Below are 15319 nucleotides of genomic sequence, written 5' to 3'. Positions count from 1 at the left end.
CACCTTAGGCGCAGCGGGCGCCGGGCGCCGGTCAGGGGCGTCCCGGCGTGACGTACGCCCGTGTCGCGGCGGCGGAACCGGTCAGCGCGAGGTGACCCGGGTCAGCGCCAGCGGGAGAGCAGGATAAGCGAGGAGACCATCGCTCCGAAGCCCACGGCGAGGTTCCAGTAACCCCACGACGCCACGGGGTACGCCTGCTCGGAAAGGTAGTAGACGACCAGCCAGCCGATGCCCACCACGATCAGCGCGACCGCGGTGATCGGCAGCCAGACCGGGCTAGGCTTGCGCGTCGCCGCCGTCGCCGTCGGACGCACGTCCGTCGGCGGGGTGTACACCTTCTTCTTGCGGACCTGAGACTTGGGCACGACGCTCTCCAGAGGGGGGTACGACCTCGTCCGGCCTGACAACCGGGCGCGGGGGCGACGGTCCATGGCCAATAATGTTCGACAGCTAGCGTAGTCCCGACGGACCGTCCAGGCCACGAATGGGGTCAGGCCGGTGCATGGAGTGACCGAAAAGGGCGGGACTTTTCGGGTCGAGCAGACCGGTCCGCGCCCTCGCGGGCCGGAACCAGACGACGGGAAAGGGAACGCCCGGTGGAGTACACGTCCGGCGCCGCCTCCTGGCAGAAGGTCCTCAGGCGCGCGGTGGTCGGCCTGCTGCCCCGCCGGCCGCGGCAGCGCCGGCCGGGCTGGTCGATCGGCGTGCCCCTGATCGCCGCCGCGGCCGGGCTCCTGTTCACCACCACCGCGAACGCCGCCGGCGGCACCTCGCTGCGCGAGGACCGGCGTCCCCAGCTCACCCAGTTGATCGAGGACCGGCGCGAGCAGGTCGCGGCCAGCGAGGCGAAGGCCGCCCGGCTGCGCGCCGAGGTCGAGGAGCAGACCGGCGAGCTGGCCGGCGCCGACGGCCCGATCAAGGCGCAGCGGGACCGGGCCGCCGCCACCCGGCAGGCCGCCGGGTTCACCGCGCTCACCGGCAGCGGCATCACCATCGAACTCAACGACGCGCCCCGACGGGCCGACCAGACCCTGCCCAAAGGTGCGAGCAACGACGACCTGGTCGTCCACCAGGGCGACGTCCAGGCGGTCGTGAACGCGCTCTGGGCGGGCGGCGCCGAGGCCATGTCAATCATGAATGTCCGCGTGCTCAGCACCAGCGCGGTACGCTGCGTCGGAAACACCCTGCTGCTGCACGGCCGGGTGTACTCCCCTCCTTTCAAGATCGTGGCAATCGGCGACCCCGCCGCGTTCCAGCGGGAACTCGCCGCGTCTGAGGGAGTCCGGTTGTTCAGGGAAGCCGTCGACCACTACCAGCTCGGCTACTCCGAGAGCATCTCCACGGTCACCGTGCCGGCGTTCGAGGACTCGACCGCACTCCAGTCGGCGAAGGTGCCCCGGTGACACCGGACGACCCCCGGGAACGGGACGGGCGCCACCGCGACCCCGGCGACGACCCGACGGCGTTCCTCCCGAAGGTCGACCGACCGGCGCCCGCGCCGCCCCGCCCCCCGCTCGACCTGCCCTGGCCGGACCGGGCCCCCTCGACGGCCGACCACCGCCCCCCGGCCGAGCCGCGCCCGCCGGTCGGCCCGCGCCCACCGGCTGACCCGCGCCCGCCGGCCGAGCCGCCGCCGGCCTGGCCCGGCGACCGGAGCCGCCCGCCGGCCCCCGCCGCGCGACCGGTGTCACCGCCGCCCACCAACGCCCCACCGGCTGGCTGGTCCGGGCAGCCGGGCACCACACCCCCGGCACGCGCCGCGGGACCGGAGCGGCCGGCCGAAGCCGGATCCCAGGGGCGTCCGCCGGCCGCGCCGCACGGGCCCGTCGACGGCCCTGGTGGCCGGGCCGACCGGCAGCAGCGCGGTAGCGGCCCGGGCGCGCCCGCTCCGGCCCCGGACGGTCGGGCGGACCGGCAGCCGCGCGGTCGCGGCCTCGACGGGCCCGCAACCCCCGAGGAGCCCGGGCGCCGGCTCGACGCGCCGACCGAGGCGCGGCCGTCCAACCTCGCCGACGCGCCGACCGCGTTCATCCCCCCGCTCGCCGACCGGCCGGAACGCCGCCCCGCCGGCGGGCCGCTGCGTCCCGGCGCGCCGGGCGCCGGCGTACCCCCGTCGACCGGCCCGGCCGACCGCGGCCCGGCGCGTCCGGCGGCGACCGGCCCAGCGCACCCGGCGGCAACCGGCCCGGCGCGTCCGCCGGCGACCGGCCCGGTGGACCCGGGGGCGACCGCGGTGATCCCGGCCGTCGGCCGCCCGGCGGCCCCTCCGGCGCTGGACTCCACCGCGCTGATGGGTGCGGTGCCCCCGGTCCGCGACACCGGCGACGGCGACGAGCCCGCGACCCCGGCCGAGCCGCCGCGACCCCGCCGGGGCGAGCGGGTGGTGCAGCTCCGGCCGGAGCAGACCGGCGAGGGGTACAAGAGCGTCTACTCCGAGCTGACCCGCCCCACCGTCGGTTCCCGGCTGCGGACGATCGTGCGGGGCACCGGCGAGGTGCTGATCACCTTCGGCCTGGTGGTGCTGCTGTTCGCCGGCTACGAGATCTGGGGCAAGGCGGTGATCGTCGACGCCCGCCAGAACGACCTGAGCAGCCAGCTCGCCCAGGAGTGGGGGGCGGACCCGACGGTCGGCCCGACCACCGGGCCGAGCCCCAAGCCGAAGCCGCCGGCCGAGGGGAAGCCGGTCGCCGGGCTCTACATCCCCAAGCTCGACAAGCACTGGGTGGTGGTCGAGGGGGTCACCCCGGACGACATCCGGTACGCCCCGGGCCACTACCCGAAGAGCGCCATGCCGGGCCAGGTGGGCAACTTCGCCGTCGCCGGGCACCGCATCCGGGCCACCTTCTGGCGCCTCGACGAGCTGCGCTCCGGCGACGCCATCGTGGTCGAGACCCAGGGCGAGTGGATCATCTACAAGGTCTACCAGCAGCGGATCGTCAAGCCGTACCAGGTCGAGGTAGTGGCGCCGGTGCCGGGCAAGCCGAACGAGCCGCCGACCGAGAAGCTGCTCACGCTGACCACCTGCAACCCCAAGTTCGACAACTACCAGCGGCTGATCATCCACGCCCGGCTGGACCACGTCCAAGCCAAGTCGGCGGGGCGCCCGGCCGAGCTGGAGGGCTGACGCGTGTACGGATGGATCTGGCGGAAGCTGCCGCTCGGGCTGCCCGGGAAGCTGATCGGCTCGGTGCTGCTGGCCGCCGCGACGGTCGCCCTGCTCTGGTTCGTGATCTTCCCCTGGGCCGAACCCCTCCTCCCCTTCGACGACGTGCAGGTCACCCAGGACTCCGGCGTGCCGGGTGACGACGGCGGCGGGCTCACCGAGCCGAGTGAGCGGCCGTCCGAGGAGGAGATCCCGTACAGCACCGAGACGAACAACGCCCCGCCCTCCACCCCGAGCAGGTGACCCCCATGCGCGTCCTCGTGATCGACAACTACGACTCGTTCGTCTTCAACCTCGTGCAGTACCTCGGCCAGCTCGGCGTGGACTGCGAGGTGCGGCGCAACGACGAGATCGATGTCGCCGAGGTGGGCCGGGTGGGCGCCGCCGGCGTGCTCCTCTCGCCCGGCCCGGGCAGCCCGGACCGCGCCGGCATCTGCCTCGACGTCATCAGGGAGTACGCGGGCAAGCTGCCCCTGTTCGGCGTCTGCCTCGGTCACCAGGCCATCGGCGAGGCGTTCGGCGCGACGGTGACCCGGGCGCCGGAGCTGCTGCACGGCAAGACCTCACAGGTGAGCCACGACGGCGTGGGCGTGCTGGCGGGCCTGCCCGACCCGTTCACCGCCACCCGGTACCACTCGCTCGCCGTGCTGCCCGAGACGCTTCCCGACGAGCTGGAGGTCACCGGCCGGACCGCCTCCGGCGTGGTGATGGCCATGCGGCACCGCACCCTGCCCGTCGAGGGCGTCCAGTTCCACCCCGAGTCGGTGCTGACCGAGGGCGGCCACCTCATGCTGGCGAACTGGCTGGCCGTGTGCGGCCACCCGGAGGCCCTGGAGCGGGCCCCGGAGCTGGCCGCCGAGGTCGACGCCCGCCGCCGCGCCGCGTTCGCCGCTGCCTGAGTCGTTCTACGCGAAGTGGCGGTGCCCGTCGGGCACCGCCACTTCGTCTGTCTGGAGCTGTCGGGTCAGGGCTGGCTGAACCGGGTCGGCGAGGTCGTGGTCGGGAACGGGAAGCCACCGCCACCCCCGGTGCCCGGGGTGGTCGGCGTCGTGCCCGGCGACGGGGTGCCCGGGCTGGCGCTCTCGGTCGGCTCCGGCAGGGGAATGTCGACGTAGATCGTCACCCGCTCGCCTCGGGCCAGCTTTGAATCGCCCTTGGGGCTCTGCCGGCTGACCTTGCCGACCTTGTCCGGCGTGACCTCGTCGCCGTCCAGTGCCCGCACCTTGTAGCCGGAGTTCTCCAGCAGCCGTGTCGCCTCCTCCTTGGAGAGGCCGAGGACGTTCGGGACCTCGTTCACGTTGCCCTTGGACACCTCGAGCTTGACCGTGGAGTTCTCAAGGACCTTGCTGCCTGACTTGGGGTCGACCGAGGTGACGGTGCCCTTCTGGGCGCTGCCATCCACCTCCTTGACGTCAACCTTGAGGCCCATAGCCTCCAGCTGTGCCTGGACGTTCTCGAGCTGCGAGTTGACGAGGCCGGGCGGGATGGTGACCTGCTTCGGGCCGCCACAGATCTGCACCGTGACCGCGCTGTTCTTCTCCACCCGCAGCCCCGGCGCCGGGTTCTGACCGACCACGGTGCCCTTGTCGCAGGTGGCATTCTGCACGGGCTCACCTGCCGTGAACCGCAGCCCGGCCTGGGTGAGCGCGGCCTGCGCATCTGCCTGGGTCTGGCCCTGCAGCCGCGGCACCGAGACCTTCTCGGCGCCCGTCTGGTTGAGCCAGAGCGCGGTGGCCAGGGCGATGACCGCGAGCACGCCGAGCGCGGCGAAGGTGGCGATCACCCAGCCCGAGCTCTTCCGCTTGCGGGCGTCGCCCACCCGGGCCGGCGCCTGCTGGCGGGTCTGCGGGCCCATCACCTGGGTCTGCTGGTAGCCGCCGCCGGCCGCGGCCGGCGCCATCGGCATGGTCTCCTCGGCCGGCATGACCGGGGTGGCCAGCACCGGACGGCCCGCGGCGGCGCGGAGCAGGTCGGCCCGCATCTCGCCGGCGCTCTGGTAGCGGTTCAGCGGGTTCTTCGACAGGGCCTTGAGGACGATGGCGTCCACGGCGGGGTTGACGTCCGGGTTGATGGTGCTCGGCGTGGGCGGCTGTTCCCGTACGTGCTGGTAGGCGACGCTGACCGGGCTGTCGCCGACGAACGGTGGGTGCCCGCAGAGCAGCTCGAACAGCACGCAGCCGGCCGCGTAGACGTCGGAGCGGGCGTCGACCGCCTCGCCGCGCGCCTGCTCCGGGGAGAGGTATTGTGCCGTGCCGATGACCGCGCTGGTCTGCGTCATCGTGGTGGCGCCGCTGGCCAGCGCCCGGGCGATGCCGAAGTCCATCACCTTGACCTGGCCGGTCTGGGTGAGCATCACGTTGCCGGGCTTGATGTCCCGGTGGATGATCCCGTGCCGGTGGCTGAACTCCAGGGCCGCGCACATGTCGGCGCAGATCTCCAGCGCCCGGCGCGGCTGGAGCCGACCCTCGGCGCCGAGCACCTCCTTGAGGGTCCGCCCGTTGACGAACTCCATCACGATGAACGGCAGCGTCTCGCCGGTCGGGGCGGTCTCCTCGCCGGTGTCGTACACGGCGACGATGGCCGGGTGGTTCAGCGACGCGGCGTTCTGCGCCTCCCGGCGGAACCGCATCTGGAAGGTCGCGTCCCGGGCCAGGTCGGCGCGGAGCATCTTGATCGCGACATCCCGACCGAGCCGGAGATCGCGACCACGGTGCACCTCCGCCATGCCGCCGTAGCCGAGCAGCTCGCCGACCTGGTACCTGCCACCGAGCAGGCGGGCCTGCGCTGTCATCGCGTCTCTCGTCCTTCGCTCGTCGTCGTCTCGCCGCCAGCCGGCTGGAGCCGTACCCCACGACGGTACGACGTGGGAAGCGGATAGTCGCCCCCGTGGGCCCGCACCGCGCCGGAGGTCACGCCCGCCGGAGCAAGCGCGCCGGGGTCGCCGGCCGCCGCGTACTTCCGGTAGTAGTACGAAATCACGCCCGAACAGAGCACGACCAGCACGGCCACCACGATGGCGGCCACCCAGCGTCCCGCCGTGGAGCGGCGGGGAGCCGGCAGCGGGGCGGCGGCGGGTCGCGCGTACCCGAGGGGGTTGTGCTGCCGGGGCGGCGGGACGGCCGCAGCGCCGCGCGGCGCCACCGCCGGCCGCGGCTGGGGGGCCGGCGCCACCGCGGTCGGGCGCGGCGCGACCGGCGGGCGGGCCGGCACCGCGGGCGGGCGGGGCTGCGGTCGCGTGGCCGTCGGAACCTGCGCCCGGGCGGCCGGCGCGGCGGGGGAGGCGGGTACGCCGGAGATCGGGTGGCCGCCCCGCGCCTGCTGCGACAGGGCGAGCTTGGCCTGCCGGGCGACGCTGGCCAGGGCGGAGGCGCTGGGCCAGCGGGCCGCCGGGTCCTTCGCCAGGGCGCGCTCGACGATGGCCCGGACCTGCGGCGGGATGTCGGCGGGGAGCGGCCGGGGCGTCTCGCGCACGTGCTTCATGGCGATCTCGAGCGGGTTGTCCCCCTCGAAGGGCCGTCGGCCGGCCAGGCACTGGTAGGCGACCACGCCGAGGGCGTACACGTCGGAGGCGGGGGTGGCGACCGCGCCGGTGGCCTGCTCGGGCGAGATGTAGGAGGCGGTGCCGAGCACCGAGCCGGCGGCGGTGAGCTGGCCGACCAGGTCGGAACGGGCGATGCCGAAGTCGGTGAGCACCAGCGTGCCGTTGGGCCGGACCAGCAGGTTGCCGGGCTTCACGTCGCGGTGCACGATGCCCTTCTCGTGGGCGGCGTGCAGCGCGTCGGCGGCCTGCGCCAGCAGGGCCATCGTGCGGGCCGGGGTGAGCCGGCCGACCCGGCTGAGGGTGGAGGAGAGCGCGTCGCCCTCCACGTACTCCATCACCAGGAAGGCGATCTGCTGGTCGCTGCCGAAGTCGTAGACGTCGACCACGCCGGGGTGGTTGATGGTGGCCATGGTGCGTGCCTCGCCGCGGAACCGCTCGGCGAAGCCCGGCTCGTCGAGCAGGGCGGGGAGCAGGCTCTTGACCGCGACGGTGCGGCCCAGCACCTGGTCGGTGCCGCGCCAGACGTCACCCATGCCGCCGCTGGCGATCCGCTCGTCGAGGCGGTAGCGGTTGCCGAGCTGCACCCCCGGGCTGAGCATCTCAGCGGCCTTCCGCGATGGCCGCCGCCATGATCCGGCCGCCGATCCGGGCCGCCTCGGCGCTGCCGCCGCTGCCCGCCTGCTCCAGCTCGACGCACACGGCCGAGACCGGGGTGCCGTTCTTGTCCAGCGCGAAGCCGATGAACCAGCCGTGGTCGGGGGTGCCCGGGCCGGACTGGGCGGTGCCGGTCTTGCCGCCGACGGTGTAGCCCTCGATGGCGGCCTTCCGGCCGGTGCCCTCCTTGACGACGTTGACCATCATGTCGCGCAGGTCGCCGGCGACCTGGCTGCTGACCGGCTGGCGCAGCTCGCGCGGCTTGGCGGCGTCGTAGACGGTGGTGCGGTCCGGGCCGAGCAGCTGCTTGACCAGGTAGGGCCGCATCTGGCTGCCGTCGTTGGCGACGGTGGCGGCGATCAGCGCGCCCTGGAGCGGGGTCATCCGCACGTCGCGCTGACCGATGGACGACTGGGCCAGGGCGGCCGGGTCGGTGCCACCACCCGGTGCGGTCATCTCGCCGGTGCGGCTGGCCGCCACCGACAGGCCGCCCTTCTCGCCGGTCTCGCCGACGGCGAGGTCGTCCTGCTCGAAGCCGAACGCGCGGGCCTTCTCCTTGATCTTGTCCGCGCCGAGCCGCACGCCGAGCTGGGCGAAGCCGGTGTTGCAGGACTCGGTCACCGCCTCCCGCAGGGTGACCTGGGCCTCCGGGCAGATCAACGGGGCCGCGTTGCGGATCGGCTGGCCCGAGGTGGGCGGCGTGTAGCTGGACCCGGCCGGGATCTGGGTCTGCTGGCCCACGCCGTTCTCCAGCGCCGCGGCGGCCACCACGATCTTGAAGGTGGAGCCGGGCGGCAGGACCTCGCCGAGCGCCCGGTTCGCCAGCGGGCGGTCCTTGTCCTTGTCGAGCTTGTTGTATTCCGCCGTGGCCTCGTTGGTGTCGTGGCTGGCCAGCGGGTTCGGGTCGAAGCTCGGCATGGAGACCAGCGCCTGCACCGCCCCGGTCCGCGGGTCGATCGCGATGGCCGCGCCCCGCTTGGCCCCGACCTGGTTGTCGTTGAGCTGCTTGTACGCCGTCTCCTGGGCCCGCTTCGAGAGGGTCAGCAGCACGTTGCCGCCACCGGTCTGGTCGCCGGTGAACATGTCCTTGATCCGGTTGGCGATGAGCTGGTCGCTGGTGCCGGCGAGGAAGTCGTTCTCCAGCCGCTCGATGCCGGTGTCGCCCAGGTTGACCGGCTTGTAGCCGAGCACGTGCGCGTACATCGCCCCACCGGGGTAGGTGCGCTGGAACTTCAGCTTGCCGTCGGTTTCCTTGCTGAGCGCGAAGGCGGTGCCGCCGACCTCGATGTTGCCGCGCTTGCGCTCGTACTCGGCGACCTGGACCCGGCCGTTGTAGTCGCTGTTGCGGTATTCGTCGGCCTTGTAGGCCTGGATCCAGTTCAGGTTGGCGAAGAGCAGCCCGAACAGGATCATCACGACCACGCCGACGCGGCGCAGGGGGGCGTTCACGGCCGGATCACCTCCGTGGGGGCACCGTGCAGCTGCTCCGGCGGACCGCCCGAGGGCCGGGCCGCCGGGCCGCCCCCGGTCACCGGCCGGCGGGCGCCGTCGGAGACCCGGAGCAGGACCGCGATCAGCAGCCAGTTCGCCATCAGCGAGGAACCGCCGGCGGAGAGGAACGGCGTGGTCTGGCCGGTCAGCGGGATGAGCTTGCTGATCCCGCCGACGATGACGAAGACCTGCAGGCCCAGGGTGAAGGCCAGGCCGCCGGCCAGCAGCTTGCCGAACGAGTCCCGCACCGCGAGCGCGGCCCGCAGACCCCGCTCGACGATCAGCAGGTAGATCACCAGCAGCGCGGAGAGGCCGAAGAGGCCGATCTCCTCACCGATGCCGGCGAAGATGAAGTCGGTCTGCACCTCGGGCAGCAGGGTGGGCTGGCCGCCACCCGGGCCTGCCCCGAACAGGCCGCCCGTGCCGAGCGTGAGCAGGCCCTGGACGAGCTGGTAGCCCCGGTCGTACGGCTCGGCGAAGGGGTCCAGCCAGATCTGCGCCCGGTCGTAGAAGTTGGCGAACGGGCCACCCACCGTGCTGCCCAGCACGTACGCCAGGTAGGCGCCGCCGAAGAACAGGATGAGGCCGATGAGCAGCCAGCTCACCCGCTCCGTGGCGATGTAGAGCGTCACCACGAACATGCCGAAGTAGAGCAGCGAGGTGCCCAGGTCCTTCTCGAAGACCAGCACCAGGAGGCTGATCATCCAGACCACGAGGACCGGGCCGAGGTCCCGGCCGCGCGGGAAGTCGATGCCGAGCACCCGCCGGCTGGCCAGCGAGAGCACCTCGCGCTTGCGGACCAGGTAGTAGGCGAAGAAGGCGAGCAGGGCGAGCTTGGCGAACTCACCCGGCTGGATCGAGAACCCGCCCAGCCGGATCCACAGCTTCGCGCCGTTGATCTCGGAGAACCGCCCCGGCAGCACCGCCGGGATCATCACCAGCACGATGCCGGCCAGCCCGAGGGTGTAGGCGTACCGCGACAGCGACCGGTGGTCCCGCATGATCGCCAGCAGCGCGGCGGCGAGCACCACCGCGCCGAGCGTCCAGGCGAGCTGCCGCCCGCCCGTGCCGGCGAAGATGGCCAGGCTCTCCCGCTCCTCGGGAGCGGCCTGGGCCAGGTCGTAGCGGCGCAGGAAGCCGACGCCGATGCCGTTGAGCAGGGCGACCGCCGGCAGCAGCGCCGGATCGGCGAACGGCGCCAGCCAGCGGATCACCAGGTGCAGGCCCAGGAAGACCAGCCCCAGCGCGGCGGCCGGGATCCAGAAGTCCGGGGTGACCGTGTCCAGCACGTTCGCCTCGACCGTCGCCGCGTACGCCGCCACGAGCACCATGGCGAGCAGCAGCAGCGACAGCTCGGCGTTACGCCGGGACCGGGCCAGGCGCACGCCGGGCTGCTCGCCCGTCGAGGCGGGCGAGGCTGCCGGTACGGCGGCTGCGGTCACGAATGTGTCCTCGGGTTCGAGCCGGCGCTCACTCCGGCGACCGGCAGCCGGCCGGGTCGACCGGCGGAACCGTGTCGGAGGGGACGGCGTCGGGCGTGGTGGTCGGCGTCGTCGTGGGCCCCGCCGTGGGCGTGGCCGTGGCGCTGGCCGGCGGGACGGCGCTGCCGCTGACCGCCGGGACCAGCGGGCTGCCGGTCACGGAGGGCGTCGGGCTGGCCGACCCGGCCGTCGGGCTGGGCGGGCAGAGCGGCTTCAGGTTCGGGTTGGCCGGGTCGTCGCTGGTCAGCTCGGCCAGCCGGCGCTCGGCATCCGGCTCGCTCTTGGCCTGGATGCCCTGCTTGACCTGCTCCTGCGCGGCCGGGATGAGGTCGTCGAGGTTGGCCTCGCTGGTGGCGTGCACATTGGACAGGTCGAGCCCGGCCACCTGGCCCGGGACCCCGCGGAACACGGCGAGCTGCCCGTCGTCGGTGGCACCGACGTAGTACTGCCGCTGGGTGTAGCTCCAGCCGCCGAAGACGCCGCCACCGACGATGACCAGGAGCGCCAGCAGCATCGCCGCGGTACGCAGCGGGTGCCGGCGGCGCCGATCGGCCTCGTCGTCGCGGCTGTCCACCGGCTCCTCGGGCGCGGGCGCCCGGGGTGCGGACAGCGCCGAGGCGCGGGCCGCCGGGGTGGAGACGTCGGCCGAGGTGGCCATGCCGCGGTCGCGGGCGGCGGCGCCGCCGACGATCGGGGACGCCTCGACGATGTCCTGGTCGGTGGCGTCCGCGATGATCACCGTGATGTTGTCCGGGCCGCCGCCGCGCAGGGCGAGCTGCACCAGCCGTTCCACGCATTGCTGCGGGTCGGTGTATTCGCGCATGGTGTCGGCGATGGTGTCCGCGCTGACCACGCCGGACAGGCCGTCCGAGCAGATCAGGTAGCGGTCACCGGGGAGCACCTGTCGGACGCTGTACTCCGGGTCGATGTCGCGACCGTCCAGCGCCCGGGTGAGCAGCGAGCGCTGGGGGTGGCTGCTCGCCTCCTCCGCGCTGATCCGGCCCTCGTCGACGAGCATCTGGACGTACGTGTCGTCCTTGGTGATCTGGGCGAACTCACCGTTACGCAGGAGATAGGCCCGCGAGTCACCGATGTGGACCATGCCGAGCTTGCTGCCCGAGAAGAGGGTCGCGGTGAGCGTGGTGCCCATGCCCTCCAGCTGCGGGTTGGCGTCCACGGTGTCGCGGAGTTGTTGGTTGGCGGTGCCGACGGCGGAACGCAGCGCGTCGACGAGGGCGTCCCCGGGGACGTCCTCGTCCAGGGGCGCCATGGCACCGATGACGATGTTGCTGGCGACGTCACCGGCGGCCATGCCGCCCATGCCGTCGGCAACGGCAAGAAGCCGCGGCCCGGCGTAGACGGAATCCTGATTACCGTCTCGGATCAGACCGCGGTCGCTGTGGGCCGCATAGCGCAGGGTCAGAGTCATGGCCGTAATTCGAGGGAAGTGCGGCCGATCCGGATCGGCACGCCGAGGGGGACGGGGGTTGGTCCGGTGACCTTAGCGCGATCCAGGTAGGTGCCGTTAGTCGATCCGAGGTCCTCGACGAACCACTGCCCGTCGCGCGGCAGGAGCCGGGCGTGCCGCGCCGAGGCGTAGTCGTCGGTGATGACCAGGGTGGAGTCCTCGGCGCGACCGATCGTGATCTGGGCCTCGCCGAGGGTGATCCGGGTGCCGGCCAGCTGACCGGCGGTGACCACCAGCTGGTGCGCCGCCCTGCCCCGTTTCACCTTCGCCGGCTTCGCCGCCTGCCCGGTCGAGGCCCCGACCGCGCGCGGCGCGGCCACCAGGCGACCCGACCGGGCCCCCGCGAAGAGGTCCCGGCGGATCACTCCGACCACCGTGAACACGAAGATCCACAGCAGGATGAGGAACCCGAACCGGGCGACGGTGATGACGAGTTCCGGCAACGCGGGTCAGCCGTCCACGCGGAAGGTCAGGGTCGTCGTGCCGAGCTGGATCATGTCGCCCGGGTTGAGGGCGACCGCGGACACGCGCTGGCCGTTGACCATCGTGCCGTTGGTGGAGCCGAGGTCGGTCAGCACGACCTGGCCGCCGTCGAAGTCGAGCCGGGCGTGGCGCCGGGAGATGCCGACGTCGGGCAGGCGCAGGTTGGCCTGGTCGCCGCGGCCGATCACGGTCGAGCCCATCTGGAGCGGGTAGGTGCGGCCGTCGCCGGAGACCAGGCGGACGTTGCGGCCACCGCCGTGCCCCGGCGGCGGGCCGTAGCCGCCACCCTGGTCGTACGCCGGGTAGGCCGGGCCGGCGTCGTAGCCACCGGGCGCGGAGACCGGGGCGACCTCGCCGCCGGTGTAGACCTCCGCGGTCACCCGGAACATGCCGGTGTCGAGCCCCTCACCCCGCTCGACCTCCACGATCACGTCGCCGTAGACCGTCCAGGCCTGCTCGCCGATGAACTCCGCCTGCGACTGGGCCAGTTCCTGGGCCAGCGCGGCGGCGTACGGCGCCAGCCGACTGTGGTCGTAGGGCGAGAGATCGATCACGTAGCGGTTGGGCACCAACGTGCGCCCACCGGCCAGGATCGCCTTGTGCGCCTCGGCCTCCCGCTGCATGGCGTTGAGGATCTCCACGGGGTGGACCACCCCTTTGAAGACCTTGGCGAAGGCCCCCTCGACCAGGCCTTCCAGACGCTTCTCGAAGCGTTGCAGCACGCTCACCGGCTCCTCCTCGGGTCCCGAGGCAATGATGGTATCCGGACACCGCCTCCGCAGCTCACACGCCGCTCGGCCGGCAGCCGGCAGCCCGTTCGTGACCAGCCCCGGGGACGTGCTAAAGTTTCGTCCGCCACGAACGGTGATCGCTCGTGGCGATGACCGGGAACAGCGTAATATGTCCGGGCACCCGCTGCAGTCTGCGGGAGCGGGATGAGATACGGTGTTGCAGGTCAGCCACGGGGAAGTGGCGGAATGGCAGACGCGCACGGTTCAGGTCCGTGTGCCCGAAAGGGCGTGGGGGTTCAACTCCCCCCTTCCCCACCATCACGAGGGCTCCGCGATCAGCGGGGCCCTCGCGCCGTATCGGGGCGTGCCGGACATCACGCTATGCTCCGATGGTTCCCCTGCCCCGATGGACCAGGAGTGGCGTGTGAGTGTCGCGTTGGTGACCGGCTCGGGCGGTCTGATCGGCTCCGAGGCGGCCCGGCACTTCGCCAGCCTCGGTCTCGACGTGGTCGGCATCGACAACGACATGCGCCGGTACTTCTTCGGTGAGGACGGCTCGACCGCCTGGAGCCTGGACCGCCTCGCCGCCGAGCTGGGCCGTGCCTACACCCACCACGCCGTGGACATCCGGGACCGGGACGGCCTGGAGCAGGTCTTCAAGAAGTACGGCTCGGACATCGCCGTGGTGATCCACAGCGCCGCCCAGCCGAGCCACGACTGGGCCGCCAAGGAGCCGTACACCGACTTCGACGTCAACGCCGGCGGCACCCTCAACGTGCTGGAGAACACCCGGCGGCACGCCATCGACGCGCCGTTCATCCACTGTTCGACAAACAAGGTCTACGGCGACCGCCCGAACACCCTGCCGCTGGTCGAGCTGGAGACCCGCTACGAGCTGCCCGAGGACCACCACTGGTACGACGGCATCACCGAGGACATGTCGATCGACGAGTCGCTGCACTCGATCTTCGGCGCCTCCAAGGTGGCCTCCGACGTGATGGTCCAGGAGTACGGCCGGTACTTCGACATGAAGACCGCCTGCTTCCGGGGCGGCACGCTGACCGGCCCGGCGCACTCCGCCGCCGAGTTGCACGGCTTCCTGGCCTACCTGATGCGCTGCGTCATGGAGGGCCGGACCTACAACCTCTTCGGCTACAAGGGGAAGATGGTCCGGGACGCGATCCACTCGCGGGACGTGCTCACCGCGTTCGAGGCGTTCTTCCGCGAGCCGCGCTCGGCGCAGGTCTACAACCTCGGCGGCGGCCGGCACTCGAACACCTCGCACATCGAGGCGTTCCGGATCGCCGAGGAGATCACCGGCCGGGTGGCGAAGATCAACTACGTCGAGCAGGCCCGCACCGGCGACCACCAGTGGTACGTGAGCAGCATGGCCCGGTTCGAGGAGCACTACCCGAACTGGAAGATCACCTACGACGTGCCGATGATCCTCCGGGAGATCTACGAGGCGAACGTCGACAAGTGGGTGCCGAAGGCATGACCACCGGCACCAAGCGGAACGTGCTCGGCGTACTCGTCGACGCGACCGACTACGCCCGGGCGACCGAGGCCGTGGTGGCGGCGGCGCACGACCGCCGGCCGCTGGCCCTCACCGCCCTGGCCGTGCACGGCGTGATGACCGGGGTGCTCGACCCGGCGCACAACGCCCGGCTCAACTCCTTCGACGTGGTCACCCCCGACGGCCAGCCGGTGCGCTGGGCGCTCAACCTGCTGCACGGCGCCGGCCTCACCGACCGGGTCTACGGGCCGGAGCTCACCCTCCGGGTGCTCGCCCGCTTCGCCGACGAGGGGCTGCCGGTCTACCTCTACGGCTCCACCGAGGAGACCCTGTCCCGCCTCATCCCGGCCCTGGAGCGGAAGTTCCCGGCGCTGAAGATCGCCGGCGTCGAGCCGTCCAAGTTCCGGTCCCTGGAGCCGGGCGAGGACGCCGAGATCGCCGACCGGATCAAGGCCAGCGGCGCCCGGCTCGTCCTGGTCGGGCTGGGCTGCCCCCGGCAGGAGGTCTTCGCGTACGCCATGCGGCCGCTGCTGGACATGCCGCTGATGGCCGTCGGCGCGGCGTTCGACTACCACGCCGGGCTGCTGCGCAACCCGCCCCCGTGGATGCAGCGGGCCGGCCTGGAGTGGTTCTGGCGGCTCGGCCTGGAGCCGAAGCGGCTGTGGCGCCGCTACCTCATCCTCAACCCGGCCTACCTGGCCCGGCTGGCCGCGCAGAAGACCGGCCTGTGGAAGGCCACCCCGCCGCCCCCGGCGACGGAGCGCCCGGCAACCTTCGACGTCTGACGCCGG

Annotated in this window: 14 protein-coding genes and 1 tRNA gene; 7 read left to right on the top strand and 8 right to left on the bottom strand. The window is 72.7% G+C overall.

What is annotated here, in order from left to right; translation table 11 throughout:
* Window positions 1–101: 101 nt before the first annotated feature.
* Window positions 102–365: a cell division protein CrgA gene (locus NLX85_RS28635; RefSeq protein ID WP_091316105.1), complete on the bottom strand. Its 264-nt coding sequence runs from the start codon at window positions 363–365 to the stop codon at window positions 102–104.
* Between the two features lie 231 nt (window positions 366–596).
* Between NLX85_RS28635 and NLX85_RS28630 the strand changes: the two genes are divergently transcribed.
* Genes NLX85_RS28630 through NLX85_RS28615 form a run of 4 tightly spaced genes read left to right on the top strand, consistent with a single transcriptional unit; the run spans window position 597 to window position 4062 of the window.
* Window positions 597–1403: a DUF881 domain-containing protein gene (locus NLX85_RS28630; RefSeq protein ID WP_148431625.1), complete on the top strand. Its 807-nt coding sequence runs from the start codon at window positions 597–599 to the stop codon at window positions 1401–1403.
* On the top strand, window positions 1400–3124 hold the full coding sequence (locus tag NLX85_RS28625; RefSeq protein WP_254340356.1) for a class E sortase: 1725 nt from the start codon (window positions 1400–1402) through the stop codon (window positions 3122–3124). The genes NLX85_RS28630 and NLX85_RS28625 overlap by 4 nt, the downstream gene beginning before the upstream one ends.
* A gap of 3 nt (window positions 3125–3127) precedes the next feature.
* The gene (locus tag NLX85_RS28620; RefSeq protein WP_254340354.1) at window positions 3128–3406 is read left to right on the top strand and encodes a hypothetical protein; all 279 of its coding nucleotides are present in this window, start codon (window positions 3128–3130) and stop codon (window positions 3404–3406) included.
* 5 nt (window positions 3407–3411) lie between these two features.
* Window positions 3412–4062 (top strand): aminodeoxychorismate/anthranilate synthase component II, encoded by a 651-nt coding sequence (locus NLX85_RS28615; protein WP_254340351.1) that lies wholly within the window; start codon window positions 3412–3414, stop codon window positions 4060–4062.
* 65 nt (window positions 4063–4127) lie between these two features.
* On the opposite strand, the gene pknB is transcribed toward NLX85_RS28615, so the two are convergent.
* From pknB to NLX85_RS28580, 7 genes are all read right to left on the bottom strand, one after another.
* Entirely contained in the window at window positions 4128–5954 is a 1827-nt protein-coding gene (gene pknB / locus NLX85_RS28610; RefSeq protein WP_254340349.1) for a Stk1 family PASTA domain-containing Ser/Thr kinase, read from the bottom strand.
* Entirely contained in the window at window positions 5951–7303 is a 1353-nt protein-coding gene (locus NLX85_RS28605) for a serine/threonine-protein kinase (protein WP_254340347.1), read from the bottom strand. The genes pknB and NLX85_RS28605 overlap by 4 nt, the downstream gene beginning before the upstream one ends.
* 1 nt (window position 7304) lies before the next feature.
* Window positions 7305–8807, bottom strand: a complete 1503-nt coding sequence (locus NLX85_RS28600) for a penicillin-binding protein 2 (RefSeq protein WP_254340345.1) — start codon at window positions 8805–8807, stop codon at window positions 7305–7307.
* Complete coding sequence (locus tag NLX85_RS28595) at window positions 8804–10234, bottom strand: FtsW/RodA/SpoVE family cell cycle protein (protein WP_208863049.1); 1431 nt, start codon at window positions 10232–10234, stop codon at window positions 8804–8806. The genes NLX85_RS28600 and NLX85_RS28595 overlap by 4 nt, the downstream gene beginning before the upstream one ends.
* Before the next feature lie 85 nt (window positions 10235–10319).
* Window positions 10320–11759: a PP2C family serine/threonine-protein phosphatase gene (locus tag NLX85_RS28590; RefSeq protein WP_254340342.1), complete on the bottom strand. Its 1440-nt coding sequence runs from the start codon at window positions 11757–11759 to the stop codon at window positions 10320–10322.
* Window positions 11756–12241, bottom strand: coding sequence for an FHA domain-containing protein (locus NLX85_RS28585; RefSeq protein WP_254340341.1), 486 nt, complete (start codon window positions 12239–12241; stop codon window positions 11756–11758). The genes NLX85_RS28590 and NLX85_RS28585 overlap by 4 nt, the downstream gene beginning before the upstream one ends.
* Window positions 12242–12247: 6 nt before the next feature.
* A complete protein-coding gene (locus tag NLX85_RS28580) occupies window positions 12248–13036 on the bottom strand; it encodes a DUF3662 and FHA domain-containing protein (protein ID WP_107078574.1) in 789 nt (262 codons plus the stop codon).
* Between the two features lie 208 nt (window positions 13037–13244).
* Here NLX85_RS28580 and NLX85_RS28575 point away from each other — a divergent pair.
* The 3 genes from NLX85_RS28575 to NLX85_RS28565 all read left to right on the top strand — a co-directional run bounded on the left by NLX85_RS28575 (window position 13245) and on the right by NLX85_RS28565 (window position 15313).
* Window positions 13245–13330: transfer RNA gene (locus tag NLX85_RS28575), tRNA-Leu, on the top strand.
* 88 nt (window positions 13331–13418) lie between these two features.
* On the top strand, window positions 13419–14510 hold the full coding sequence (locus NLX85_RS28570) for an NAD-dependent epimerase/dehydratase family protein (RefSeq protein WP_254340339.1): 1092 nt from the start codon (window positions 13419–13421) through the stop codon (window positions 14508–14510).
* Window positions 14507–15313 (top strand): WecB/TagA/CpsF family glycosyltransferase, encoded by an 807-nt coding sequence (locus NLX85_RS28565; protein ID WP_091316125.1) that lies wholly within the window; start codon window positions 14507–14509, stop codon window positions 15311–15313. Before NLX85_RS28570 ends, NLX85_RS28565 begins: the two co-directional genes overlap by 4 nt.
* Window positions 15314–15319 lie beyond the last annotated feature (6 nt).

Origin of the sequence: Micromonospora sp. A3M-1-15 (assembly GCF_024213425.1) — a bacterium.
Classification (GTDB): Bacteria; Actinomycetota; Actinomycetes; order Mycobacteriales; family Micromonosporaceae; genus Micromonospora; species Micromonospora chersina.
This window is presented reverse-complemented; position numbering and strand designations above follow the sequence as displayed.